Below are 26191 nucleotides of genomic sequence, written 5' to 3' on the forward strand. Positions count from 1 at the left end.
TACCTCTACTTTTCATCACTATGCAATACGCCACCGACAGCGTAATGATCATTTTTCATTTCATTTAAAACGATATGAATATGTTCTGCAGGCGCACCGGTATTTTTAGTGACAACCTCAGTCATTTCTTTAACTAAGTTCTTTAATTGCGCTGGTGTGCGCCCTTCTAATAAATCAACATGAATTAATGGCATGATATATCTCTCCTTTTTTGTTTTTACTATTATACCGTTTTTAACGCATAGACTCTATGCTTTATAATAAATTTTATCAAAGGACGTGTTTTTTCTCGTGATTAACCCTTCTAGTTGTACTAGTATTTTAATTGGCAAAAAAGCCACTGGCGATGGCAGTATTTTAATTGGCCGCAATGAAGATAGCAAGGCCGCTTGGCCCAAACACTTTGTGGTCCATCCCCATGAAGAATACCCACAGCCACAGGTATTTGAATCAAAGGATACAGGGTTGAAACTAACTTTGCCAAAAAGTTGGGCCAAATATACCGCTACGCCAGAATGGACATCGACTTATGGCCTTTTTGAAGAAGATGGTATTAATGAATATGGCGTTGCTATGAGCGCCACAGAAAGTGCTTATGCTAATCCCCGGGTTTTAGCCTTCGATCCTCTAGTGCCCACAGGGATTGCTGAAGAAGCAATGGTAACCGTCGTTTTACCTTTTGTTAAGTCCGCTAAAGCTGGCGTGTTACGACTGGGTCAATTAGTAGAAACTTATGGGACCAGTGAGTCTAATGGCATTTTATTTGCTGACCAACAAGAAGCTTGGTATCTAGAAACCGGTTCCGGTCACCAATGGGTCGCCCAACGCATCCCGGATGACAGTTATGCCGTGGTCGCTAACCAACTGGCCATTGAGACGATTGATTTTGAATCTGCTGACTTTTTATTTGCCCCAACTATCCGAGATTTCTGTCTAACGCATCAGCTTTGGCAAAAGCATACCAGTTTTAACTTTAGACAGATTTTCGGCACTGATGATGCGACTGATCGGGTTTATAATACACCGCGGGTTTGGGATGGCCAACGCTACTTAAGCCCAACATTAGCCCACAACCCCCAAGATCGCCTACCTTTTATTCAAAAAGCCAATCGGCCCCTTTACGTAGAAGATGCCATCCATGTGTTAAGCAGTCACTTTGACGAAACAAAATACGACCCGACTGGCGCATTAGGCACCTCTGAGCAGCATCAATTTCGACCAATCAGCTTAGCCAAAACGCAAGAAGCGCATATTTTACAAATGCGGCCAACCAGTCAAGCCGGTGTGGGAGATATCCATTGGCTAGCCATGGGGGTGGCTGCTCAAAGTTTATTTGTTCCCTTCTTTGCAGGTTTGACCCAAACACCGCCAGATTATCAAACAGGCGTCTTACAGTTTGATGCTAATTCGGCGTATTGGCAGGCCAAACAATTAAGTGTGCTGATTGACAGCCATTTCCGTCAATTTATGCCCAGTTTAATCACTTTGCAAAATAAAACGCTCAGTCATTTTTTAAATAGCATTGCTAAAACTGATCAAGCATTAAAAGTAGCAAAAGATACGGCAGCTGCCGCTAAAATTTGTACCCAGGCCAGCTTTGCCAACAGCCACTATGCTAAGACGGAAATGGCCAACTTATACAGTGACTTGTTGATCAAAGCTTGTGATCTCTCACCTTTAAATTTTAAAACCGACACTAATCTTTAAAGCCCCAAATCTAAAGCTTGGCTCTTAGCCTCATCTTCAACCTGCCAATCAATATATTGTAACGTATAGGCGGCTGTAGACTGATTGAATTGCTGTTGCAAATTGGCTAAATTTTTAGTCCGCAAATAATAAAAGTAGCCATAGGTCTTCCGCATTGTCTGAGTACCGAGGTCCTGGCGGTCAGTCAATTTAGCCAGTACTTGAAACATCTGATAGACTGCCCGAACTTTGATATGATCCACATAGCCTTGTTTATTGCGCTTACGAGATGGAAAGAGCCAATAACTTGGGGCCATGCCTTGAGTATAGGTTTTGATTTGTGCCTGAATTGCTTCTAGATGTAATTGTCGGGGGCGCCGCGTTGTTTCTTCAAAAACAATAGGTGCTGAGCTATATAATATATCGCTAACATGCATACGGACCAAGTCGCTGGCCTGCAAGCCCGTATTGATCCCCAGCAAAAACAAAAAACGATTACGTTTGGCAAAAGTCATGGTATCAATGGCACTTAATAGGTCGTTGATCTCTTGAGTAGACTTTAAGGGTTTTACCAGATAACCGTCAGATTTCACGATCATTCCCACTTTCTAAAATGGACCAGTTCATCAGATGAGCTGGTCCATTTTTACGCTTATTTTTTAACGCTAAAATGGTGCAAGTTAGCGTAATTTAGTGTTGCTGCACATTTAGTTCACTAATTTTCAAGATAACATCAGTGGCCTTTTCCATGGTATCCGTGGATACATATTCGTAGCGGCCGTGCATATTTTCACCACCGGCGAATAAATTAGGTGTTGGTAAGCCCATAAACGATAGTTTGGACCCATCTGTTCCGCCGCGAACCGGTGTTTCATCAGGTGTAATATTCAAAGCTTGCATGGCTGCTTCGGCAATTTCTACGACACTCATGTGTTCTTTAATAATATCGACCATGTTATAGTATTGATCTTTTAACGTGAGTTGAATTCTATTTTGATACTGATGATTCAAATCATCTGCAACTTGCTGCATGATAGCTTTACGGGTCTCAAGACCATCTCTTTTGAAATCACGAATAATATAATCCAGGGTCGTCTGTTCGACGGTACCTTCAAAACGCATCAAATGGTAAAAACCTTCCCTGCCAGAAGTCGTTTCAGGTGTTTGATCTTGAGGTAAGGCATTTTGAAAATCAATACCCAATTGGATAGCGTTGATCATGACCCCCTTTGCCGCACTAGTATGCACATTTTTACCAGCAATGACCACATGGGCACCAGCGGCATTGAAGGTCTCAAATTCCAATTGTCCCAAGGGTCCCCCATCTACGGTGTACGCAAAATCGGCATTAAAAGCTTGCACGTCAAAATGATCAGCGCCTGTCCCGATTTCTTCATCTGGACCAAATCCTACCTTAATATCACCATGCAAAATATCAGGATGGTTGATCAAATATTCCATAGCAGTGATGATTTCAGCCACACCGGCTTTGTCATCTGCACCAAGCAGGGTCGTCCCATCAGTGGTAATTAAGGTATGTCCTTGATAATTTTTTAAATTGGGAAATTCCGCAGGATCTAATACATATTTACCCGCTGGATCTAACTTGATAACAGAAGTGCCATCATAATTTTCATGAATTTGGGGATTGACGCCTTCTGCGTTAAAGTCTGCCGTATCCACATGGGCAATAAACCCAATGGTTGGGACGACGGCTGTGGTATTGCTTGGTAGTAGGGCGGTAACATAACCATTCTCAGGGTTATAATTAACCTCACTTAACCCAATTTGGGTCAATTCCTTGGCTAAATCCTTTAAAAAAGCGACTTCTCTAGGACTAGACGGAATTGTATCTGAAAACTCGTCAGAGCGCGTATTTACTTTGACATAACGCAAAAATCTAGGCACTAAATTTTTATAGGCGGACATTACAAAACCTCCAAATAATATATTTATATGAAATAAAAAGGATCCGTTGATAGTTCAGATGGTATGACTGTTAAATCCCAACCGAATTGTTGACCCCAAGTTTGAATCTTAGCTGTCATTTGGGGTTTAACAATGCTTTCAATATGATGACCAGGATCAATGGCCGCCAAACCATTGGCCAGCATGTCATGGGCAACATGATAATAAATATCGCCGGTCACAAAAATATCAGCACCTGTTGTTAACACGTAAGGGTAAAACTTACCCCCATCGCCCCCAATAACTGCTACCCTTTGAATTTTTTGCTGGCGATTATGACTGATAATGCGTAAGCCGCTCAGCTTAAAATCTTGTTTAATTTGTTCAGCAAACTCTAGAATACTCCGGGGATGTGCTAAATCGCCCACACGACCTAAGCCGATGGTTGAGGCAGAATTCTTTAAAGGAATAATGTCATAAGCTGGTTCCTCATAAGGATGTGTCTGGCGCATGGCTTGGACCACAGCCTGTAATTTAGTCTCAGCAACCAAGACTTCAATCCGGGATTCTTGCGTCGTTTCTAGTTTGCCTTGTGCACCGATGGTGGGGTTAGCACCACTTTCTGGTAAGAAACGACCTTGCCCAGCTAATGTATAGCTGGCATGACTGTAATTGCCGATTTCACCAGCCCCAGCATCAGCTAAAGCACTGCGCATTAAATCCGCATTAGCAATGGGTGTGAAAACAACGAACTTGTATAACGTATCCGCTTCATTGCTAGGAATATTTTGAATATTTTCGAGATGTAGTGCCGCCGCCAACCAATCGTTCATTCCCCCTTGAGCCTTATCCAAATTTGTATGGGCTGCATAAACCGTAATGTGATGTGCCAATAAGTCCGCATACATTTTATTTTGGGGATTTCGAGTGTCTAAATTGTGTGCTGGTCGAAACATCACCGGATGATGGGCAAAGATAAAGTCTACTTGTTTGTCGATGGCTTCGGCGACGACTTCAGGACGCACATCTAATGTCACTAATACTTTCTTGATTGTTTGGTTTGGGTCACCTAACTGTAGCCCAGTAGGATCCTTGGGTTCCCTTAAACCTAATGGTGCGAATGTTTCAATTTGATCAATTAAATCTTGTCCAGTAGTCATTTAAGCTAACACCCCTTTAATAGCCTTAACATCTAATTCTAATTCCCGTACCCGCGTAAAATCAACTGTTTTAGCCGCGCTAAGTTGCGCTAAAACTTGTTCATCAACTTGTAAGCGATGTGTCCATTTTTCAACGAAAACCGCAGATTTTTGGCGCCGTAACCTGGGACCAAATTGCAGATCTGTTGCTGTCAGTGGCTTTGTTTGGGTCTGTGGTTGCGCAACGATAATTTCATAGTAATGATTATCTTCAGCTACAATTTCTTCTTGGCTAATCCCCATTTGATGTTGGTTTAACCATTGACGCACTAATTTCTCCTGGTTGTTGGGCTCTAAAATCAGCGTAGCCGGTTGCAATAATGCCGGATCGGCGGCCTCTAAAAGACTGGTCATAAGTTCACCGCCCATCCCCGCAATCACAAAAGTATTAAGTCTATCCGCCGGTGTGAAAGGGTCAAAACCACTGCCTAATCTAGTTTGGACTTGAGCAGATACACCTTGAGCCGCAATATTTTGCTTAGATATTTCTAAAGGACCCGCCGCAACTTCACTGGCAATCGCAAAATCAATTTGACCGGTTTGGGCTAGTTTAATAGGGACAAAAGCATGATCAGACCCAATGTCCACCAAACGGGCATGCTTAGGGACTAAGGCAATAATATGTTTTAATCGTTTTGATATTTTCATTGATTGAATTTCCCATCCATTTTTTCTAACTCTCATTATAGCAAAGAACCAAGTTTTAAAACATGAAAATGCTAAGTTATCGCGATTTCCTTAATGATTATCAAAAAAACCGGACTCATATTTATGAGTCCGGCGTAAATTAAATCATTTTATTCTAAGAAATCCTTCAATTGTTTTGAACGGGATGGGTGGCGCAATTTCCGTAATGCTTTAGCTTCAATTTGGCGAATCCGTTCCCGAGTTACACCAAAGACCTTCCCAACTTCTTCCAAAGTCCGAGTTCGGCCGTCATCAAGCCCAAAACGCAATCTTAAGACGTTTTCTTCACGATCAGTTAACGTATCCAAAACATTTTCTAACTGTTCTTTTAGCAGCTCATAAGAAGCGTGATCTTCAGGGCTAGTGGCATCCGCATCTTCAATGAAATCCCCAAGGTGTGAATCATCCTCTTCGCCAATTGGGGTCTCCAAAGAAACTGGTTCTTGGGCAATCTTCAAAATCTCACGAACCTTATCAGTTGGCATATCCATTTCGGCGCCAATTTCTTCTGGTGTTGGTTCTCTGCCTAAATCTTGTAATAATTGGCGTTGAATTCGGATCAACTTATTAATAGTTTCAACCATATGCACCGGAATCCGGATCGTCCGAGCTTGGTCAGCAATCGCACGGGTAATGGCCTGTCTGATCCACCACGTGGCATAGGTGGAGAACTTAAAACCTTTGCGATAATCAAACTTTTCAACGGCCTTCATCAAGCCCATATTACCTTCTTGAATTAAATCCAAGAACTGCATACCCCGGCCCACATAACGTTTTGCAATGGAAACTACCAAACGCAAGTTAGCTTCTGCTAAACGTTGTTTGGCCTCTTCATCACCTTGCTCAATTTTAAGAGCCAAAGCGACTTCTTCATCAGCCGTTAATAGTGGGACCCGGCCAATTTCTTTGAGATACATCCGAACAGGATCATTGATTTTAACCCCAGTCGGCGCAGACAAGTTTTGCATCTCTTTTTTAGTGATTTTATTTTTCTTTAAGCTGATCGCAGTGGGTTCACCAAATTTATCAAGAATACTGATTCCTTGATCTTCTACTTTTTGATATAAATCATCAATGGCTTCACTATCCAACGTATACGGTTGGACCAATTGGGTCGTTAACTCTTCTTGCGAAATTTGTTTTTTGGGTTTATAAGCCTTAATTAGTTCTTTGACGGCTTTATCATATTCTTTATTTTTGGCAGTTACTTTTTCTTTAGCCATAAATGTTTTCCCCCTTATCAAAATGTAGAACTTTTAACCAATTAATAAGCATTTGGTCAATGATTATCAAGCTCCCTTCAAATCCCTAGACAATTTGATGATTTCATTTGTCCAATGCAGCTGTTCATCAACGTTGCCGGTTTCATTGGCAATTTTTAAAGCTGCTTGCGCATCACTTAATTGTTTCTTAGCATCCTGATGCGCCATTACCTGCAATAAATCGGTAATGACTAAATTATTACTAGCATCAGGAAAAGCACTCATTTCTAAATCAGCCACCACGTTTTGCATATCCGGCGGTAATTGGTCAATGAAAGCAGAAACCAAATGATTATCATGGTTGGTCAAAAAGGTCAACCATAATTCAAAAATCGTCTGATAGGTATCGTGTTCAAACTTAAAATTAGGTTCACTAATCAACTGGCGGCACAGACTTTCATCATGTAAAGCGTAATATAACAACAGTCGTTCAGCCTGTTCTAATTGACTATATTTCACCGGAGCACTTGGCTTTTGTAAGGTGCCAACCGGTTGCGGTTCTACTTGGCGCTGGAACTTCCCTTTTGCCGTCAAACCATTACCCGAATGTTTGGGTCGTAATTCATCCAGCTGTGTCTTAATGGCACTAGCTTCAATGCCTAAGTCATTCGCTAATTCTTGAATATACAGACTTTGTTCTGCCGGCGTCGCTTGGTCTTTCAACAAATCTAAAGCTTGACTTAAGTAATCAAATTTAAATTTGTCATTACTCAAGTTCACATCCCGCTTTAAATATGCTAATTTAAAGCGTAACGCGGATTGCTCAGAATTGCGAATCACATTAACAAACGCTGGGGCCCCTTTGGTCTTAATATACTCATCTGGATCTTGTGAATCCGGTAGCACGATAACCCCAATATCCAAATTCTTTTGTGGCATCAACATATCTACAGCCCGATTAGCGGCTTTAACACCTGGGGTATCTCCATCGTAACAGATCACTAAATGATTCGTGGTGCGTTGCAACATGTATAGTTGCTCGTCAGTCAAGCTAGTCCCCATGGAAGCGACCCCATTTTTAACACCTGCTTGAAAGGCGGAGATCACATCCATAAAGCCTTCAAATAACAAGACTGTTTTTTCTTGGCGGATTTCTGCTTTCGCCAAATCATAGTTAAAAAGCACTTTACGTTTATTAAACAGTGCTGTTTCAGGACTATTCAAATACTTCGGTTGGTTGGGATCTTTATGCAGCGCCCGGCCCGAAAAAGCAATGACCTGGCCCCCTTGATCTTTAATAGGAAACATCACCCGCTCGACGAACCGATCCAAAAATTGATTCTCCCGGTTCGTGGCTAATAAGCCAGATGCCGCCAACGTTTCAGCATCAACTTGCTTGTCTTTAAAGAATAAGGTTAATAAATTATTGTTTGGTGCAAAACCTACGCTAAATTGATCAATTGTTTCATCAGTCATGCCCCGTTGATGCAAATACTGCAAAGCAGGTTGCCCTAATTGCGTATTCACTAAGACATGATGATAAAGCTGTTGGGCTTGTTGATATAAATCTCGTAATTTGCGATCGGCTTCATTGACTGGCGTACTGTCCTGTTGCAGATATTGGGCATCAATTGGAATATTCCCAAATTTAGCAACTTTGATAACTGCCTCAGGAAATGTCACGGAATCAATATCCATGATGAATTTAAAAACATTCCCACCACGACCACAACTAAAACAGTGAAAAATCTGTTTGTCTTCTGAAACCGTAAATGAAGGCGCCGTTTCCTCATGAAATGGGCAAAGGCCAAATAGGTTCTTACCAGACTTTTTTAACTGTACATACTGACTAATTACATCAACAATATTAATCTGTCCACGAATATCTTCGATAACCGATTCAGGAATTCTGGCCAATTCATCACGTCCTTTAATTCCTGTTAAGCAACTAAAAGCCGCATACATAAATGAATGCGACTTGATTAACGTATAATAATACTTTTATATCATACTACGTTTGATTAATAATTGCAACCAATAAACTTATTTAACGATTAGTTCATTCAGGTTACCCAAGGTCATCGCCAAATGTGTAATGATCATTAATTGCTTCAAGCGATTGGCCTTGATCTTAGGATCTTTATCCATAATCATATTGGCTTCAAAATAATCATTGATCAATGGCCGTAAACTTTCTAGTTCTTGGTAAATGGTCTCCAATGATTTATCGGCTGCCGTGTGCCGAATTTTTTCAACAGCGACATATAAATTCTTTTCAGTATCATTTTGGAATAGCTTTGGATCCACATCCAAGGCGCTGATATCAAAATCAGCTTTTTCAGCTAAGCGCATGACCCGTGTCAAAGCTTCTACGGTATTTTTAAAGTCCGCATCATCGCGATGATTGCTTAAAACTTGAGCAGCATTGAACATATCTGCGATGTCTTGTTGACGATTAGCCACCACAGTATCAATAAGGTCATGATCAATATTTTGATTGCTAAACCATTGTTTCACCCGATCCAACATAAAATGCGTCACTTCAGAACGATGTGCATCTAAATCCAAATTGGCCAGCATGCCAGCCTTGACTAAGCCACGTTTAATTTCTGATTGAAATTTAGCCAAAGGAAAATGCCATTTTTTGGCTTCTAAAATACGGACAATTCCAAAGGCTTGCCGTCTCAAAGCATAAGGATCGTTAGAACCACTTGGAATCAGTGCCACGGCAAAGAAGCTCAAAATACTATCTAATTTATCAGCAATTGATAACACCGCCCCCACATTAGTTGTAGGTAGTTTCCCAGTGGCACTAGTCGGCATATAATGTTCGCGAATCGCAGTGGCAACACTTGGCTTTTCACCTTTAAGTAAGGCATATTTTTCACCCATAATACCTTGTAATTCCGGAAATTCCCCCACCATCTGAGTCACTAAATCAAATTTATAAATAGCTGCAGCCCGCTTTAAATCAGCCAATTCATCAGTGGATAAACCAAATTCAACGCCAAGAAATTGGGCGATATGACTTGTGCGTTGCATTTTATCATACATGGAACCAATCTTATCATGGAAGGAAACATTTTTAAGTTGGCCAACGTAATCGGCAATAGATTTCTTTTGATCTTCTTCATAGAAGAATTGGGCATCCTCTAGGCGGGCGACCAATACTTTTTCATTCCCAGCAATGATATTATCCAAATGAACGCGATTGCCATTACGTACACCAATAAAGATTGGTAACAGTTCACCAGACTGGCTTCGGGCATAAAAATAACGCTGGTTATCTTTCATAGAAGTAATCAAAACTTCATCAGGCATTTGTAAATACTTCTTATCAAAATTACCCGAAAAAGTTGTGGGATATTCTACCAAATTGTTAACTTCTTCTAATAAATCTTCATCCAAATCCACCTGCCAATTATGATCACTTGCTAACTCTTGGATTTGATCAACGATCAATTCTTTTCGGTCATCAGCATTGGCAATCACAAACTGATCCTTTAAAGCTTGCTCATAGTCATCGGCAGTTTTTAAGGTGACCGCTTCGCCTAAGAAACGGTGACCTTGTGTTGTTCGGCCAGTTTGAATATCTAATATCTCAAAAGGAATCACTTGATCATCTAATAAAGCCACTAACCAGTGAATCGGCCGAATATATTCAAAATCATAATTAGCCCAATGCATCCGCGTTGGGAAAGTCATGGCCATAATGATTTCTTTTAGGCCTGGTAAAATCGTAGCTGCAGCTTTTCCAGGCACATTTTTTTCTAAAAAGACATATTCTTTGCCTTTAATTTCTTTAAAGGTCAAGTCATCTGGTGTTGCCCCTTGGCCCCGCGCAAAGCCTTGGGCAGCCTTGGTCCAATTGCCGGTATCATCTTGGGCAATTTGTTTGGCCGGCCCCCGTAAGGATTCGTGAACATCAGCTTGTTTGTCAGCCAATCCAGAAATGAGTAACGCCAAGCGTCTGGGTGTTGAATAAGGTTGAATACTTTGAAATTCCAATTTTTGATCATTCAAAAAATCTTGCGTCCGTTGGGCCAATTGGTCAATACTTGGTGAGACCACATGGGCGGGCATCTCTTCTAATCCAATTTCTAATAAAAAGTCGTGACTCACTTTGACTCCCCCTTTTGTGCTTGTGCATATTTCAGTAATGGGAAGCCACGTTTTTCACGTTCTTCCACAAAGGCTTTAGCAATGGCATGGGCCATATTCCGAATTCTAGATAAGTAGCCAGCCCGTTCTGTGACTGAGACGGCACCTCTAGCATCTAATAAATTAAAAGTATGACTGCATTTCAAAACGTAATCATAGGCTGGATGGACTAAGCCAAGTTTGATTAGGCGTTTAGCTTCTTTTTCATAGGCATCAAAAAACTGCAATAACATTTCTTGATTACTTTCTTCAAAGGAATACTTAGAATGTTCATATTCAGGTTCTTTGAAGATATCGCCATATAAAACACCATCGCCCCACTCTAAATCAAAAACTGAATTCACGTTTTGAATATAAGACGCAAGCCGTTCTAAACCGTAAGTGATTTCAGAAGTCACTGGTTTTACGCTCAAACCACCCACAACTTGGAAATACGTAAACTGAGACACTTCCATGCCATCTAGCCAAACTTCCCAACCCACACCGGCACAGCCCATTGAAGGGTTCTCCCAGTTATCTTCTACGAAGCGAATATCATGTTCCAGTGGATCGATCCCTAATTCCTTTAAACTATCCAAATAATATTCCTGGATATTTTCAGGAGAGGGTTTCATGACAACTTGAAACTGATGATGTTGGTATAAACGATTAGGGTTTTCACCATAACGCCCATCTGCCGGTCGTCTTGAAGGCTCAACATAAGCTGCGTTCCAAGGTTCCGGTCCAATTGCTCGCAAAAAAGTATATGGACTCATGGTACCAGCCCCTTTTTCGGTATCATAGGCTTGCATTAACATACAACCTTTGCTGCCCCAAAATTGCTGTAACTTCAGAACAATCTCTTGTACTGTCAATTTGTCAGTCATTCAAATTTCTCCTTTTATATTGACTTAAACTGTAGACACAAAAAAACCCTATACTGGTCCACCAGTATAGGGACGAATTATCGCGGTTCCACCCTAATTCAGACAAGAAATGTCTACACTTCATTAAATTGACTCCAAAATGCCAATAATCATTCAAAAGATACGGCTTACACTAGTCCGTAATCGCTAAACTTTTGTGCTAATGATTACCCTTTTCTTCGATGTCAATATTTACTTAGTAATGTTACAAAGATTCTTACTAAAAGTCAAACCAAACTTTAGGTTTTGGATGAATCCTCAGGGGGTGTCTTCAAAATATTGGTCGGCCAATTGGCCATATCATCTAAAAACTTCTTGCTTTTAAGATAGATACCCACTGTGTCATCATAAATTGTATCAATCATCTGTTTTAATTCATTTTTAGTCGTTGTTTTCATTTTAATTGAATTAATTTTATACAAATCAACAGCCGAAAATAGGCGTAAGAAATAAATGGCCCGTTGACTGGCGTGAAACCGGTTGGGATCTAAATGCCAATGGATATCACATAACAAACCACCATAGGCTTCTGAATAATCAAAGGGCCGATCCGTCCTTTGACAGACCACACAGCTTTCAAGCCCTGGTTGAACCCCAAAGACCCGCAATAATTGAACTTGCATAATCTGAGTGATGATTTGCGCATCAAAGCCTTCATCGATCAACTGCAAAGCCTTGGTCACTTTGGGATACCATTCCCCCAATAACTCACCATCACTAAAAGCCTTATCCACTAAGCCTAAAATATAACTGGCATATGCATTCAGCCCGATATCTTGACTGATGTTCCAAAAATGTTGTGTATCTTTTGCGGTCCGAATAAAAGATAAGCCATCACGAATATCCCCAATATAAGTGCCATAGGTGAATGGTAAAATTGCTGGTGCCAATCGATTCTTTGGTTTTTTACCGCCCCGAATCAAAAACATCTTTTTTCCAAAACGGTCCGTAATAATTTTGACCAATAAATCTTTTTCCCGATAATCCCGGCGAAATAAAATTAGACCGTTAAATTCTTCAATAGATTGTGTTGCCATAACATCACTTGAACTCTTTTAGATTATAGCCTGATCTCTGCAAGAACAAGGGATCATCCCGCCAATTTTTTTGAACCTTGACCCAAAGTTTTAAATTGATTTTTTCACCAACTAAATTTTCGACTTCACGGCGGGCATTGATCCCAATTTTTTTCAGCATTGAGCCGCCCTTGCCGATGACGATCCCCTTTTGACTGTCTCGTTCCACAAAAATAGTCGCCTCAACTTGTAATTTACCATTAACGCGTTGATTCATGGATTCTAAAACGACAGCCACCGCATGGGGGATCTCATCGCGGGTCAAATGGAGAACTTGCTCACGAATTAATTCGGAAACGACGAAATATTCCGGATGATCAGTTAATTGATCATCCGGATAATACTTGGGGCCAACGGGTAACAAGGCTTTAACCTCTTGTAATAATTCTGGAACATTATTGCCCATGGTGGCTGAAACTGGAAAAATGTTCTTGAAGTTTAAAACATCAGTATAGCCTTGGATGATCTCAGGTAAATTGTCAGGATGGATTAAATCAATTTTATTGATCAATAGAAAAACCGGTGTTTTAACATCCTGCAATAAATTCATAATAAAGCGATCGCCAGGGCCGATTTTATCATCAGCAGCCACCATGAAAAGAATCCCATCAACTTCTTTTAACGTGGAAACAGCGGCATCATCCATGTATTCATCTAAGTCATTTTTCGGTTTATGAATACCTGGCGTGTCCACGAAGACAATCTGGGCATCCTTGTCTGTATAAATACCATTGATTTTATTACGGGTCGTTTGCGCTTTGTCCGACATAATGGCAACTTTTTCACCAATCATGCGATTCATCAATGTGGATTTGCCCACATTGGGACGGCCTAAAATAGCCACAAAACCAGAGTGAAATTCTGTTGTTTGTTCAGTCAAAATTTAAGTTCTCCTTATTAAATGAGTTTGGTAATATTTCTGCCATGGTATACGTCTTTATCAAATCTGTACCATAAACACAGTGAATCTTAGCGGTAGGCTGCATAAATTCAGACATTACTTGCCGACAGGCCCCACAAGGCATCAATAATTGACTTGTGGGGCCAATCAAAAGTAAACCCGCCAACCGTTGATGTCCCTGACTCACAGCTTGAAAAATAGCGTTACGTTCAGCACATATAGTTAATCCATATGACGCATTTTCCACATTACACCCGGCAAAAACCTGACCTGTATCCGTCCAAACCACCGCACCCACAGCAAAGTGTGAGTATGGTACATATGCCTTTGTCCGCACGGCTTTGGCTTGGGCAATTAAAGTTGCTATTTCCAAAAATTACCACCCCAACTGTGTACGCAGCACCTGTAGTAATGCTGGTAAAAAAATAATTAGACCAACGACAACTGAAAAAAGTGCTGTTAATAAAACGATACCCGCCGATAAATCTTTGATCACCTTGGCCAAGGGATTGAATTTGCGTTTGGTTGATAAATCAACCAAATATTCCGCGACACTATTCCAAAGTTCAGCCTGAAAAACTAAAAATATAACTAACCCCAGCCATAAAAATGAAGTGCCGGGCAATCTTAACAAATAGGCCGCAATAAAAACCACTGCGGCCACAATTAAGTCTCGTCGTAAATTTCGTTCGTGTCGAATGGCAAATAAAACACCCGAACCAGCGTGTTTCAAGGACTGAAAAAAATGATGATTCTTCTTAGTTTGGGGTTTATCTTTTAAGGCCATAGCTTTCTAGAATCTCCTCTTGCAGGGCGATCATCTTCTTTTCATCTTCAGGCTTGATGTGATCATAGCCATTAAGGTGTAAGAAGCCATGAACAACCGTATAGCCCAGTTCCCGATGATAAGAGTGGCCATAATTAGTCGCGTGCTCTTTGGCAATTGCGGGCGCAATAATTAAATCGCCAATATTTCTAGGAATACCTAATTGTGCTTCTAAACTTTCAATGCCATCATCTTCATCTTCAATGGCAAAGCTAATCACATCTGTTGGTCGATCAACCTGGCGATAATCTTGATTGACCTTTTGAATCTCTTCAGGGGAAACAAAAGTGATGGACATTTCTGTATCTGCCGGTAAATCAATTTTTGTGGCTGCAAAATCCACCAGTTCAACGACCATTTTCATTTCGGCTGCTGTTAATAACTGATCTTCATCATAGGTTGTTAGATTCATCTTTTCCTCCGGTTCAATGTTGACGTTTTAAATCTTGGTCGGCATAAGCCGCAATAATACTGGCAACAACTGGATGACGGACCACATCATTGGCAGTAAACTCAACAAACCCAATATGACTCACGCCAGTTAAAATTTGCTGAGCTTCAACTAAGCCACTCTTTTGATTGTGAGGTAAGTCAATTTGCGTAATATCACCATTGATAACCATCTTAGAATCAAATCCCAGCCGTGTTAAGAACATCTTCATTTGTGCTGGTGTGGTATTTTGCGCTTCATCCAAAATCACAAAGGCCTCTTCTAAAGTCCGACCCCGCATATAAGCTAGCGGTGCAATTTCGATTGTGCCCCGATCTACCAGGCGATTGGTTTGATCTTGACCCATAATTGCATAAAGTGCGTCATAGACTGGGCGGAGATAAGGATCTACTTTTTCTTTCAGATCCCCCGGTAAAAAGCCTAAATTCTCCCCGGCTTCCACCGCTGGCCGCGTCAAAATCAAACGTTGAACTTGGCCTTTTTTCAGTGCTAAGACGGCTTTAGCCACTGCAATATATGTTTTACCAGTACCGGCGGGACCGATACCAAAGGTAATATCATTATGGTCAATAGAGTCAACGTAGCGCCGCTGGCCCAAATTTTTAACGCGAATTGCCCGGTGTCGAGCATCGGTAATAATTTCTTGATTATAAAAATCCTGGAAATACTCTAAGGTGCCTTTAGTGGCCATTTTCAGCGCACTAACTACATCTGCACTGCTAATGCTGATGCCCTTTTCTAAAACTTTATATAAGTTGTCTAAGACTGCATAGCCTTGATCCACCTGATCAGATTTTCCAGAAATCTTAATGGCGGGACCAAAAGGATGCAATACTACATTTAAACCTTCTTCAATAAGCGTTAAATATTGATCATTGACGCCTAAAAGGCTGGCTGTTTTGGTCGCATCGGGCACTTCAAATGTCCGTTCTGCATTCAACGTTTCTGTCAATACATCAAGCTCCTTCAATAGTTTATACGAGTATCATACCATAAGATATACCAGATTGTATGTTAGAAATTTGCGGCTTAATTGGTTCAAAAAAAGAGACTAACATAAAATCTCTTTTACGTTAGTCTCTATCAAATCGATTCACGAATCAATTATAGATTTGTCAATGCTTCTTTCACAAAAGCATTCACTTTGCCACCATCGGCTTTGCCCTTAACTTGCGGCATTAGTGCACCCATAACTTTACCGAAGTCCTTCGTAGATTTAGCACCAACTTTATCAATCGTTGCTAAAACCAAATCTTTAACTTCCTGATCAGCTAATTGTTTAGGCATATAAGCAGCCACGATCTCAATTTCATGATTTACATGGTCGATTAAATCCTGACGATTGGCTTTTTGAAAGTCAGCTAAAGATTCCTTACGTTGCTTTAATTCACGCGATAAGACAACAAGTTCTTCTTCAGAAGTTAAATCATGCCCTAATTTGATTTGATCATTGGTTACAGCCGTCTTCAACATTCGAATTACAGCCAACCGATCCTTATCCCGGGCCTTCATGGCAGTTTTCATATCTTCATTTAACGTAGCTAATAAACTCACAGGATCATTTCCTCAATCCTTAAAATTTTTTCCGCTTACGAGCCGCTTCTGACTTGAGCTTACGTTTTACACTTGGCTTTTCGTAAAACTCCCTTTTGCGGTATTCTTGGAGTGTGCCGCTTTTGGACACAGAACGCTTAAAGCGACGAAGAGCATCATCTAAAGATTCGTTTTTATGAACCACTGTCTTTGACATTTGAAAATCCCTCCCTCCAATTGAATGTAACGCTATGCAAAAGAGTGTCCTGCAAACCGTTCTTGTATATTATATCGAAAGAGGCTTTATCGGTCAATGAGATTTATGGGATAATTGGCAGAAAGTTTTAACGGTTACATGAAAGGATTGATATAACAACAAACGTTCGTTGAAATAATTAAAAAATAACTGGAGGTGAACGCTTTCTTTTAAACTATGGTAAAATTTCATTAAGAATAACTATTGGAGGCTAAAAAATGTCTGATGCCAAAACTGATCCAAATAGAATCATGCTCTACATTATCTCTGATTCTGTAGGCGAAACCGGGTTTAATTTAGCACAAGCTGCACTGGCCCAATTTCCCCAGATTAAGCCCATTTATTGTCGCTTTCCTTTTGTAAATACCGATTCAAAACTAGACAAAATATTGGACCAAGCTAAAGCAGACCATGCCATCGTCGTACACACATTAGCGACTAAGGGTTTAGCAGCTAAAATCACCAACTTTTGTGAACAAAACGGCCTTGTGTCTTTTGATTATATTACCCCTTTATTAACAGAGGTCTCTAAACGGACGGGTTTGACCCAAACTTATGAAGCTGGTGCTGTTCATCATCTTAACGCCCGCTATTTTGACCGTATTTCCGCAATGGAATTTGCAGTCCTTTATGACGATGGGAAGGATCCTAAGGGCTTTTTGGAAGCGGATGTGGTTCTTTTAGGTGTTTCTAGAACATCAAAAACACCGCTGTCTTTATTCTTGGCCAATAAAAATATCAAAGTGGCTAACTTACCTTTGGTACCCCAGGCTCATATTCCAGATGAACTTTGGAAAGTTGATCCAAAAAAAATCATTGGCTTAACCAATGATCCTTCAGTGTTAAATAACATTCGTCGCGAGCGGATGATTGCTTATGGCTTAAATCCTGACACAACGTATTCGGATATGGATCGAATTAAAGAGGAACTAAAATATGCCAATGAGCTATACAAAAAATTAGGTTGTTTGGTTATTAACGTGGCCCATCGATCCATTGAAGAAACCGCCACCATTATCATGGAGTCTTTAAACTTAGATACCTATGAAAATAATTAACCTTGATCTGCAATCTTTTGCAATAAGTCCGGATCAAATTGACCGGCACGCAACATGGCAATTTCAAAGCCATAGGGTGCAAATTCACGTTTTTCACCCACATAAGGTGTCTCTAAAATAATTGGCGTCGCCTTTAAGGCATCATGATGGGCCACGTGATTCAGGGCTTCAAACCCAATGGTACCAAACCCAATGTTGGCATGTCGATCTTTATGCGCGCCTTGGGGATTTTTAGAATCGTTTAAATGGACCAGTTGTAATTTATCTAGGCCAATCACTCGGTCGAATTCAGCCAGGACCCCATCGAAATCGTTTTTAATGTCATATCCCGCATCACTTGTATGACACGTATCAAAGGTTACACTCACTTTATCTTTCAAGGTAACACCATCGATAATTTGAGCAATCTCTTCAAAAGTGCGGCCTACCTCTGTCCCCTTCCCCGCCATAGTTTCAATAGCGATGTGCACATTTTGTTCAGGGGTAATAATTTCATTTAACCCCTTAGAGATTTGGGCAATCGCTGCTGCTGCCCCAGCCCCAACATGGGCCCCGGGATGAAAGGCCATTTGTTTAGCACCCAGGGCATCTGCTCGCTTGATCTCAGCTTTCATAAATTCAACCGCAAAAGCATAGTTTTGCGGTTTTTTTGTATTGCCAAGGTTAATAATATAAGGGGCATGGACAACGACTGATTGAATATGATGGCTAGCCATATACGCCTGACCGGCAGGAATATTCATGTCAGCAATTGCTTTACGCCGGGTGTTTTGGGGGGCACCAGTGTAGACCATCATCGTATCTGCTTGGTAACTGGCAGCTTCTTGGGCAGACCCTAGTAACATGGTTTTGCCTTTCATTGAAACGTGTGAGCCTATAATCATTAGTTTTTATCCTTTCCTCATCCCATTACTGCTTGGGTTCAATAAAGCGTCCAATTATTTTAACGGCGCTGGTAATACTGACAAAGGCATTCGCATCTGCCAGCTTCATGGCATTTTCCAAATCATAAATTTCAAACTGCGAAATAACGGTAAACAGAATCGTTTTTTCTTGGCGTTTATAGGCCCCTTCAGCATCGTGCACAATGGTGATGCCCCGAGGCATTTCATTTTGAATTTGGGTGATCACAGCTTTAGGTTTACCTGTGACGATCATAACTTGCAGCCGGCGATCCTTCGTATAAATCATATCAATAACCCGACCATTGATAAAAATACCCAAGGCACTATAAAGCGCATGGGGCCAACTGTAAATAAATCCCGCCGCAATTAAAATCAATACGTTAAAAGCAATATTAATGGTGCCGACACTTTTGCCGGTTTTTTTCCGTAGGGTAATGCCGATGATATCCAAGCCCCCAGTTGAAATGCCATTGCGTAGGGCCAACCCCGTCCCGATACCATTAAAAATAGCCCCGAAAATCGCACAGATTATCGGATCTGGCGTCAATTTGTTAACGGCAATCATTTTTAAAAATAAACTAGATAAAACAACTGACAAAATTGTAAACAATGTAAAATGATGGCCAATTTTCCGCCAGGCTAAAATAAATAAGGGAGCATTTAAAACTGTGATCATCAGTGGCGTTGATAAGTGAATAGGGCTATGACTAGTTACCGTGGAGACCAATTGCGCTGCCCCAGTAATACCAGAGGCATATATACCGCCGGGTTCCCAAAAGAAATTTAATGCAAAGGCAACCGATAATGCATAAAAGAAAGCACTAGTGGCTTTTGAGAGATTTTGATGCCTGCGAATAATTCTATCTAGCTCTTCCATAAAATACAGGGCCTCAATTCTATGTTATCAAGATATTGTTTGTGAAACTTTAACTTGCTTTGATTCTATCACATGAACTAGGTGAGATGCATTTTTTCCTGGCCCTAACTAAACTAACAGCCACACAAAAAACTGAATCACCTAATACGACTCAGATGATTCAGCATTTAATTCAGTATGCGCGTTTATTTTGAAGTTTGGTCAGACCAATGTTCGTTAATAAAAGCTTGCCGCCCACCAGACTCTTCCATCGCGTAACGCATAGGGTCTTTTTTATAAAAATCCTGATGATAAGTCTCCGCTGGATAAAATGGTTGAGCGGCTTCAATCGTCGTCACAATTGGTTTTGTAAAACGTTGGCTGGCAGCAAGTGCTGCTTTAGAATCAGTGGCGATTTGACGTTGGGTTTTAGAATTGACATAAATTACCGGGCGATAATTATCGCCGCGATCTTGAAATTGACCTGAAGCATCAGTGGGATCAGTCACTTGCCAATAAATAGCGACCAGTTCTTGATAACTCATGATGGCATTGTCAAATGTAATCTTAACCGCTTCTGTATGACCAGTCGTGTGGCTAGTCACTTGTTCATAGGTGGGATTAGCCACATGACCACCCGTATAACCAGATACAACTGAAATTACACCTGGATGGGTATCAAAAGGTTGGACCATACACCAAAAACAACCACCAGCAAAAATTGCTGTTTCTACTGCCATATTGTCATCTCCCTAATCAAAAAGTTGGACGTAATCACCATAACCAGCGGTTTTTAACTGATTTTTTGGAATAAACTTTAGCGCGGCGGAATTAATACAATAACGCAAGCCACCCCGATCGATTGGCCCATCGGAAAATACATGACCCAAATGAGACTGGGCTTGAGGGCTTTTCACTTCAGTTCGTTCCACAAATAAAGAACGATCTCTTTTTTCTTGTAATTTAACAATAGGTTTGCTAAACGCCGGCCACCCACAACCAGCATCAAATTTATCTTTGGATGAAAATAAAGGCTCACCACTGACCACATCAACATAAATCCCTGGTTCAAAGAAATTATCATATTCTCCTGTAAAGGGATGTTCCGTTGCGGCCTGTTGGGTCACAGCATATTGTTCAGGTGTTAACTTATTTTTTAGTTCAATATCTTTGTCGGCCATCTACCCACCTCCAAATATGATTATACTTGGTTGTTCACATAAAAAGAAGCGTTTTGCTCAATCTAATTGGACACAATTATTACTTATTAATTGAGTGGTTTTTCAACTTCAATCCCTAATTCATCTAACTGTGTTGCTGCCACAGGCATTGGCGCATTTGTCATTGGCTCAGTTGCTTTAGAATTCTTTGGAAAGGCAATGACATCCCGAATATTATCTCGACCAGATAGTAACATGGCAAAACGATCAAGACCGATTGCCAAACCGCCATGAGGTGGAAAACCAAAATCTAAAGCATCTAACAAGAAGCCGAATTGATCTTGGGCTTTTTCTAAGGTGAACCCTAAGGCCTTGAGCATCTTCTCTTGGAGTTCCCGGGTATGGATACGAATAGAACCGCCGCCTAGTTCATAACCATTTAAAACGATATCATAGCTTTGGGCATGCGCTTTATGCGGATCTTCCCCCTCATTTAAGTAATGCACATCTGTTTCATTAGGCATGGTAAATGGATGGTGGGCTGCCTTCCAACGATGAATACCTTCATCATATTCAAACAATGGCCAATCAACGACCCAAAGAAAATTGAACTTGTTAGTATCTATTAAGTTCAAATCATGGGCAAAGAAAGTTCTTAAGTAGCCTAAACTGTCGGCCACGACTTTTTTCGTATCGGCTACAAATAAAATCAAGTCACCAGGTTTAGCACTTAAAGTTGCTAACAATTCATCTTTTTGCGGTTTCAAGAATTTACCCACTGGGCCAGTGATATCGTCATCAGTAACTTTAATAAAGGCTAAACCCTTAGCCCCGAAACGTTTGATGTGTTCTTGTTGCGCTTCAATGGCTTTACGAGAATAGTTATCCGCTGCATTGCTGACCACAATCGCCTTAACTTGACCACCATTCGCGATAGCTTCGTGAAAGACTTTAAAGTCACTGTCTTTGAAGAAATCAGATAGGTCTTGTAATTCCATGCCAAAACGCGTATCCGGTTTGTCAGAACCAAAGCGCGCCATGGCATCGTTCCAAGTAATCCGTGGGAAAGGCAATTGAACGTCAATGCCCTTTTCATCTTTCATGATTTCCTTGATTAAACCTTCAGTTAGATCTTGAATCTCTTCGGCAGTGAGAAAACTAGTTTCCATATCGATTTGTGTAAATTCAGGTTGCCGATCCCCCCGCAGATCCTCATCGCGGAAACAGCGTGCTAATTGATAGTAACGGTCAAAACCAGCCCCCATCAATAACTGTTTAAATAATTGCGGTGACTGTGGTAAGGCAAAGAAACTACCTGGATAAACTCGAGAAGGTACCAAATAATCTCGAGCCCCTTCTGGTGTAGACTTACCTAAATCCGGTGTTTCAATTTCAATAAACCCTTCCCGATCAAAAAAATGATGAACCGATTGCATGATTTGTGCCCGAGTACGAATAGCCTTCATCATTTCTGGCCGACGCAAATCTAAATAACGATACTTCAATTTCAAATCTTCAGCAGCAGATACACCGTCTTCAATATAAAATGGTGGCGTCTTAGCCTTGTTTAATAATTCAATACTGCTGATCTCAACTTCAACTTTCCCCGTCTTCATTTTAGGGTTAATCGCATCATCAGCGCGAGCTACAACTTTTCCGTGAATACTGATAACGTATTCTGCCCGGAGCGTTTCCGCAACTTTCAAAGCCTCTGGTGAAAATTCTTGACTAAAGACTAATTGCAAAATACCTTCTCTATCTCGTAAATCAATGAAAATTAAGTTCCCCAAATCTCGGCGTTTTTGAACCCAACCAGCTAAGTTGACCTCTTGACCAACGTACGTTTCATCGATTAGACCTGCGTAGTTTGTGCGTTTTTCCAAAATTATTTCCCCTCACTATTTCTAAAGTCTGTGTATACTTTTTGAAAATCTTGTTGCAATGTAGCTACCGGCAAAGTCTTTTGAATTCCGGTTGCCATGTCTTTGACCTGCGCTGTCTTGTTTTTGATTTCATCTTCGCCAATTGTGATCACCACAGCAGCTTGATTGCGATCAGCAGACTTAAATTGAGCCTTTGGTTTACGATCAAGATAATCCCGGTCCGCTGAAAAGCCTTGTTGCCGAATAGCCTGGACCATCTTCAAAGTTGCCTCTGAAGCACCAGTACCAATACCCACCACATAAACTGCCAATTGCTTGGCTAATTGTTTAGTGACCTGCTCATTAAGCAGTAGCAATAGGCGTTCAAGCCCACAGCCAAAACCAAAACCAGAAACTTCAGGACCACCTAGTTCATGAACTAAACCATCATAACGACCGCCAGCAATCACAGTCATTTCTTTATCACCAAAAGCAGGTGAGGTTGTCATGATTTCAAAAATAGTATGATTATAATAGTCCAGGCCGCGAACCATAGTTGGATCAATCACGTAATCAATATTCAAAGCGCCTAATAACTGTTTTACTTCATCAAAATGGGCTTTAGCACTATCTGTTAAGAAGTCCAGAATTGATGGGGCGCCCTTAACGATGGCTTGATCTTTTTTATCTTTGCTATCCAGGACCCGTAATGGATTTTTTTCTAAACGAACTTTAGAATCTTCACTCAACTCATCAAAATGCGGTTTTAAATAATTGACTAATGCTTCATGATAGGCTTGTCGACTTTCAGGATCCCCTAATGTGTTTAAAGCCAACTTTAAATGGCCGATCTTAAATGCTTGTAACAAATTTAACGCCATGGCAATAACTTCCACGTCTAGCGCTGGACTTTCAGAGCCGAATGCTTCAACCCCGATTTGATGAAATTCCCGTTGCCGCCCAGATTGTGGCCGTTCATAACGAAACATCGGTCCCATATAATAAACCTTATAAGGCTTATTAAATTCGGGACCATATAATTTGTTCTCCACGAAAGCACGAACTACCCCAGCGGTTCCTTCCGGACGTAAGGCTAAGTGACGCCCACCTTTGTCTTCGAAATCATACATTTCTTTGGTAACGATATCAGAGGTTTCACCAGAACTACGGGAAAACACTTCATAAGATTCAAACATTGGCGTGCGAATTTCAGCAAAGCGATAAGCTTCAAAAATTTGACGGGCAGTGGCTTCCACATACTGCCATTTAACGGATTCACCGGGTAAAATATCTGCAGTACCCTTTGGACGTTGATACTTCAAATGAACTGCCTTCTTTCCAGAATTTAAGCAATTGACGCGATATTAACGAACAACTAATGAATGACGCCTAAAAATATATAAAAAGCGCCCCTGTTTTTAACAAGGGCGCTTACGCACGGTACCACCTAGTTGATCACTAACATTGATAACGTTGCCTGGGCAACGGGACAAGCCAAGCTTCAGAAGTGTCAGCAATAACTATGTTACCTTTCAGCAGGTGGTAACCTCTCTTTTTCTTAGTTATCATAAGGCTTCGTCAATAGCTTAAATTAATATTTATATCTCTATGAGATTACAACAGTTTGCGGCTTGAAGTCAATAACTACTGAAAAACTTTTAAGATTTTTATGCGTTTCGCTAAAAAATTCCCTTTTATTGACTTTTTTTGCTATCCTAGAATTAACTATAATTAAAACTTCGGGAATGATGACTGTGAATGTTAATCGCCACTTTTTCAAAAAATATTTTAATATGTTGTTGATCGCTGTGGCCTTGATTTTCGCAAGTAGTGCAGCTGTTGTTTTGGCGGACCAAAATAAGATTGAAGTCAAAGCTAGTATCGTCAACGTCCGTACTGGTCCTGGCTTAGCTTATGACGTCTTAGATAAAGTTAAATCTGGCACCCAATTAGACATCATGGGTGAAAAAAATGGCTGGTATCAGGTCCGCTTAAATATGGACAAGATTGGCTGGGTCGCCAGCTGGTTAGTGGATAATACAGAAATCGGCCTCAATACAAGTCATCAAGTTGCTAAATTAAATACCTCTAACGTACCAATTTATCAACAGGCTGATGCGAATTCAACGGTTCTAGGAACTGGCAGCGTTAATGCCTCGGTTACGGTATTGTATACAACCAATGGCTGGACCCAAATCAAATACAACCAGAGTGTAGGTTGGGTAAGAAGTACCCAGCTTAATGTCAGCAGTGCGAGTACAACCCAGGCCCAAAGTGCTGCCAGTACGAGTGATAGCGGTCAAACGGTTACAATGTTGACCACTAATCAGGATGACACCAAATTACGCAGCACACCAAATGCCAATGGCACCATTGTTACCGTGCTTTCAAATGACACACCCTTAACGTACATTAAAACCTCTGGGCAGTGGTATCAGGCTAAAACATCCACTGGTCAAACCGGTTACGTGGCCAATTGGGTGGTGACTAAGCGTGACGTCAACACTGCACCCATCGTTAAACCCACGAGCCTTTCTAAAGCAACGATTGTCCTGGATCCTGGGCATGGCGGCTCGGATTCTGGGGCAGTGTCAGCCAGTGGTAAATTTGAAAAAACCTATACGTTAAAAGTCGTCGAAATGGTTGCCGCTAAGTTACGGGAAGCTGGCGCTAATGTAGTCTTGACCCGTAGTACTGATACCACGGTTGATTTAGCCAAACGGCCAAAAATTGCCAATAGCATTAATGCAGATGCCTTTGTAAGTTTTCATTTCGATTCCACACAAACCAACAACGATGCTTCTGGCATTACCACTTATTACTACAACACGAAAAAAGATAGCGCCCTGGCGAAAACGATGTCTCAAAACTTAAGCCGGCTACCGTTACCCAATAAAGGCACAATGTATGGCAATTTCCAAGTATTGCGTGACAATGATCGCCCAGCAATATTGATGGAATTGGGTTACATCAATACTGCTAAAGATTTCAAGGCAATATCTTCAGAGCAATATCAAGAAGCTGTTGCTGAGGCAGTTTATAAGGGTTTAAATCAATATTTTCAATAAGTAAACCTAAAAAATCAGTTCAGGCATGATTGATACTATCCCTTTAGAGAGTACCAGAGAAAAACAAAAATTTCTCAGGTGTGATCTGGAGGGATTTTTAATGCCTAGAAAAAGGAAATACGATCTGGAGATAATGTTGTGGGCAATAGCTGAAATTGGAAAAGGTCGGACTATTCTATCAGTCTCTCAAGACCTTGATATAGCTAAAGGTACAGTAGGTTTTTGGCGGAGCACTTATTTAGCAGGCGGTGAGGAAGCCTTACAGCCCAGTCATAAGAACAATCATTATTCTGCAGAATTTAAGATTGAAGTCGTTACGTATTATCTTGAACATGATATCAGTGTTAGGGCTTGTGCCTTAAAGTATGACATAAAGAGCCCACCGACCCTGTCCAAGTGGATTTTCCAGTATAATGAGGGTAACAAACTCAAAGCAACAGGTCAGAGAGGTGCCCAAATGACTGGAAAGAAATCTCAAAAAGCAAAATCCT

The 26191-nt window shown here is 40.9% G+C and carries 27 protein-coding genes; 4 read left to right on the plus strand and 23 right to left on the minus strand.

The window, feature by feature from the left end; translation table 11 throughout:
• Positions 1-5 precede the first annotated feature (5 nt).
• Positions 6-194: a 2-hydroxymuconate tautomerase gene (locus FC83_RS08110; protein ID WP_035454195.1), complete on the minus strand. Its 189-nt coding sequence runs from the start codon at positions 192-194 to the stop codon at positions 6-8.
• Between the two features lie 100 nt (positions 195-294).
• Between FC83_RS08110 and FC83_RS08115 the strand changes: the two genes are divergently transcribed.
• Positions 295-1707 carry a C69 family dipeptidase gene (locus FC83_RS08115; RefSeq protein ID WP_035454273.1) on the plus strand — a complete coding sequence of 471 codons (1413 nt, stop codon included), beginning with the start codon at positions 295-297 and terminating at the stop codon, positions 1705-1707.
• Here FC83_RS08115 and FC83_RS08120 read toward each other — a convergent pair.
• The 16 genes from FC83_RS08120 to rpsU all read right to left on the minus strand — a co-directional run bounded on the left by FC83_RS08120 (position 1704) and on the right by rpsU (position 16752).
• Positions 1704-2279: a tyrosine-type recombinase/integrase gene (locus tag FC83_RS08120; protein WP_161633807.1), complete on the minus strand. Its 576-nt coding sequence runs from the start codon at positions 2277-2279 to the stop codon at positions 1704-1706. The genes FC83_RS08115 and FC83_RS08120 overlap by 4 nt on opposite strands.
• 97 nt (positions 2280-2376) lie before the next feature.
• Positions 2377-3615, minus strand: coding sequence for a peptidase T (gene pepT / locus FC83_RS08125; RefSeq protein ID WP_035454201.1), 1239 nt, complete (start codon positions 3613-3615; stop codon positions 2377-2379).
• 23 nt (positions 3616-3638) lie between these two features.
• Positions 3639-4754, minus strand: coding sequence for a Nif3-like dinuclear metal center hexameric protein (locus FC83_RS08130; RefSeq protein WP_035454204.1), 1116 nt, complete (start codon positions 4752-4754; stop codon positions 3639-3641).
• The gene (locus FC83_RS08135; RefSeq protein ID WP_035454207.1) at positions 4755-5441 is read right to left on the minus strand and encodes a tRNA (adenine(22)-N(1))-methyltransferase; all 687 of its coding nucleotides are present in this window, start codon (positions 5439-5441) and stop codon (positions 4755-4757) included.
• Positions 5442-5590: 149 nt separating this feature from the next.
• Positions 5591-6703 carry an RNA polymerase sigma factor RpoD gene (rpoD, locus tag FC83_RS08140; RefSeq protein WP_035454210.1) on the minus strand — a complete coding sequence of 371 codons (1113 nt, stop codon included), beginning with the start codon at positions 6701-6703 and terminating at the stop codon, positions 5591-5593.
• Positions 6704-6769: 66 nt separating this feature from the next.
• Positions 6770-8599, minus strand: coding sequence for a DNA primase (gene dnaG / locus FC83_RS08145; RefSeq protein WP_162260654.1), 1830 nt, complete (start codon positions 8597-8599; stop codon positions 6770-6772).
• 126 nt (positions 8600-8725) lie between these two features.
• On the minus strand, positions 8726-10804 hold the full coding sequence (gene glyS, locus FC83_RS08150) for a glycine--tRNA ligase subunit beta (protein ID WP_057002626.1): 2079 nt from the start codon (positions 10802-10804) through the stop codon (positions 8726-8728).
• On the minus strand, positions 10801-11709 hold the full coding sequence (gene glyQ, locus FC83_RS08155) for a glycine--tRNA ligase subunit alpha (protein ID WP_035454213.1): 909 nt from the start codon (positions 11707-11709) through the stop codon (positions 10801-10803). Before glyQ ends, glyS begins: the two co-directional genes overlap by 4 nt.
• 278 nt (positions 11710-11987) lie before the next feature.
• A complete protein-coding gene (recO, locus tag FC83_RS08160; RefSeq protein WP_035454216.1) occupies positions 11988-12785 on the minus strand; it encodes a DNA repair protein RecO in 798 nt (265 codons plus the stop codon).
• Between the two features lie 4 nt (positions 12786-12789).
• Positions 12790-13704 (minus strand): GTPase Era, encoded by a 915-nt coding sequence (gene era, locus FC83_RS08165; protein WP_035454219.1) that lies wholly within the window; start codon positions 13702-13704, stop codon positions 12790-12792.
• A complete protein-coding gene (locus tag FC83_RS08170; RefSeq protein WP_035454221.1) occupies positions 13697-14098 on the minus strand; it encodes a cytidine deaminase in 402 nt (133 codons plus the stop codon). The genes era and FC83_RS08170 overlap by 8 nt, the downstream gene beginning before the upstream one ends.
• 3 nt (positions 14099-14101) lie before the next feature.
• Positions 14102-14512: a diacylglycerol kinase family protein gene (locus FC83_RS08175; protein ID WP_035454225.1), complete on the minus strand. Its 411-nt coding sequence runs from the start codon at positions 14510-14512 to the stop codon at positions 14102-14104.
• Positions 14496-14963: an rRNA maturation RNase YbeY gene (gene ybeY, locus FC83_RS08180; RefSeq protein ID WP_035454228.1), complete on the minus strand. Its 468-nt coding sequence runs from the start codon at positions 14961-14963 to the stop codon at positions 14496-14498. Before ybeY ends, FC83_RS08175 begins: the two co-directional genes overlap by 17 nt.
• A gap of 13 nt (positions 14964-14976) precedes the next feature.
• Positions 14977-15954 carry a PhoH family protein gene (locus tag FC83_RS08185; RefSeq protein WP_081763134.1) on the minus strand — a complete coding sequence of 326 codons (978 nt, stop codon included), beginning with the start codon at positions 15952-15954 and terminating at the stop codon, positions 14977-14979.
• Between the two features lie 152 nt (positions 15955-16106).
• A complete protein-coding gene (locus tag FC83_RS08190; RefSeq protein ID WP_035454231.1) occupies positions 16107-16556 on the minus strand; it encodes a GatB/YqeY domain-containing protein in 450 nt (149 codons plus the stop codon).
• 19 nt (positions 16557-16575) lie between these two features.
• Entirely contained in the window at positions 16576-16752 is a 177-nt protein-coding gene (gene rpsU / locus FC83_RS08195) for a 30S ribosomal protein S21 (RefSeq protein WP_035454234.1), read from the minus strand.
• A 257-nt stretch (positions 16753-17009) separates the two neighbouring features.
• On the opposite strand from rpsU, the gene FC83_RS08200 reads away from it, so the two are divergent.
• Positions 17010-17849 carry a pyruvate, water dikinase regulatory protein gene (locus FC83_RS08200; protein ID WP_035454237.1) on the plus strand — a complete coding sequence of 280 codons (840 nt, stop codon included), beginning with the start codon at positions 17010-17012 and terminating at the stop codon, positions 17847-17849.
• Here the strand turns inward: FC83_RS08200 and FC83_RS08205 are convergent.
• The 6 genes from FC83_RS08205 to hisS all read right to left on the minus strand — a co-directional run bounded on the left by FC83_RS08205 (position 17846) and on the right by hisS (position 23954).
• Entirely contained in the window at positions 17846-18733 is an 888-nt protein-coding gene (locus FC83_RS08205; protein WP_057002627.1) for a deoxyribonuclease IV, read from the minus strand. The genes FC83_RS08200 and FC83_RS08205 overlap by 4 nt on opposite strands.
• A 25-nt stretch (positions 18734-18758) precedes the next feature.
• Entirely contained in the window at positions 18759-19631 is an 873-nt protein-coding gene (locus FC83_RS08210) for a YitT family protein (RefSeq protein ID WP_035454240.1), read from the minus strand.
• A 185-nt stretch (positions 19632-19816) separates the two neighbouring features.
• A complete protein-coding gene (msrA, locus tag FC83_RS08215) occupies positions 19817-20350 on the minus strand; it encodes a peptide-methionine (S)-S-oxide reductase MsrA (RefSeq protein WP_035454243.1) in 534 nt (177 codons plus the stop codon).
• 12 nt (positions 20351-20362) lie between these two features.
• Entirely contained in the window at positions 20363-20791 is a 429-nt protein-coding gene (msrB, locus tag FC83_RS08220) for a peptide-methionine (R)-S-oxide reductase MsrB (protein ID WP_035454245.1), read from the minus strand.
• Positions 20792-20877: 86 nt separating this feature from the next.
• Positions 20878-22653: an aspartate--tRNA ligase gene (gene aspS / locus FC83_RS08225; RefSeq protein WP_035454247.1), complete on the minus strand. Its 1776-nt coding sequence runs from the start codon at positions 22651-22653 to the stop codon at positions 20878-20880.
• A 2-nt stretch (positions 22654-22655) separates the two neighbouring features.
• Positions 22656-23954: a histidine--tRNA ligase gene (gene hisS, locus FC83_RS08230; RefSeq protein ID WP_057002628.1), complete on the minus strand. Its 1299-nt coding sequence runs from the start codon at positions 23952-23954 to the stop codon at positions 22656-22658.
• Positions 23955-24386: 432 nt separating this feature from the next.
• On the opposite strand from hisS, the gene FC83_RS08235 reads away from it, so the two are divergent.
• The gene (locus tag FC83_RS08235; protein WP_235184321.1) at positions 24387-25700 is read left to right on the plus strand and encodes an N-acetylmuramoyl-L-alanine amidase family protein; all 1314 of its coding nucleotides are present in this window, start codon (positions 24387-24389) and stop codon (positions 25698-25700) included.
• Between the two features lie 100 nt (positions 25701-25800).
• Positions 25801-26191 (plus strand): transposase (locus tag FC83_RS08240; RefSeq protein ID WP_162260655.1); only part of this gene is annotated, 391 nt, incomplete at its 3' end.

The sequence above is a fragment of the Agrilactobacillus composti DSM 18527 = JCM 14202 genome (assembly GCF_001436375.1).
Taxonomy (GTDB): domain Bacteria; phylum Bacillota; class Bacilli; order Lactobacillales; family Lactobacillaceae; genus Agrilactobacillus; species Agrilactobacillus composti.

Excerpts from the sequence above, each read along its gene's own strand:
- FC83_RS08135 (WP_035454207.1), bottom strand. The coding sequence starts at position 5,441 with ATGAAAATATCAAAACGATTAAAACATATTATTGCCTTAGTCCCTAAG.
- ybeY (WP_035454228.1), bottom strand. The coding sequence starts at position 14,963 with ATGAATCTAACAACCTATGATGAAGATCAGTTATTAACAGCAGCCGAA.
- FC83_RS08110 (WP_035454195.1), bottom strand. The coding sequence starts at position 194 with ATGCCATTAATTCATGTTGATTTATTAGAAGGGCGCACACCAGCGCAA.
- msrA (WP_035454243.1), bottom strand. The coding sequence starts at position 20,350 with ATGGCAGTAGAAACAGCAATTTTTGCTGGTGGTTGTTTTTGGTGTATG.
- FC83_RS08210 (WP_035454240.1), bottom strand. The coding sequence starts at position 19,631 with ATGGAAGAGCTAGATAGAATTATTCGCAGGCATCAAAATCTCTCAAAA.
- msrB (WP_035454245.1), bottom strand. The coding sequence starts at position 20,791 with ATGGCCGACAAAGATATTGAACTAAAAAATAAGTTAACACCTGAACAA.
- pepT (WP_035454201.1), bottom strand. The coding sequence starts at position 3,615 with ATGTCCGCCTATAAAAATTTAGTGCCTAGATTTTTGCGTTATGTCAAA.
- rpsU (WP_035454234.1), bottom strand. The coding sequence starts at position 16,752 with ATGTCAAAGACAGTGGTTCATAAAAACGAATCTTTAGATGATGCTCTT.
- FC83_RS08200 (WP_035454237.1), top strand. The coding sequence starts at position 17,010 with ATGTCTGATGCCAAAACTGATCCAAATAGAATCATGCTCTACATTATC.
- FC83_RS08130 (WP_035454204.1), bottom strand. The coding sequence starts at position 4,754 with ATGACTACTGGACAAGATTTAATTGATCAAATTGAAACATTCGCACCA.
- recO (WP_035454216.1), bottom strand. The coding sequence starts at position 12,785 with ATGGCAACACAATCTATTGAAGAATTTAACGGTCTAATTTTATTTCGC.
- rpoD (WP_035454210.1), bottom strand. The coding sequence starts at position 6,703 with ATGGCTAAAGAAAAAGTAACTGCCAAAAATAAAGAATATGATAAAGCC.
- FC83_RS08205 (WP_057002627.1), bottom strand. The coding sequence starts at position 18,733 with ATGATTATAGGCTCACACGTTTCAATGAAAGGCAAAACCATGTTACTA.
- FC83_RS08175 (WP_035454225.1), bottom strand. The coding sequence starts at position 14,512 with ATGGCCTTAAAAGATAAACCCCAAACTAAGAAGAATCATCATTTTTTT.
- glyQ (WP_035454213.1), bottom strand. The coding sequence starts at position 11,709 with ATGACTGACAAATTGACAGTACAAGAGATTGTTCTGAAGTTACAGCAA.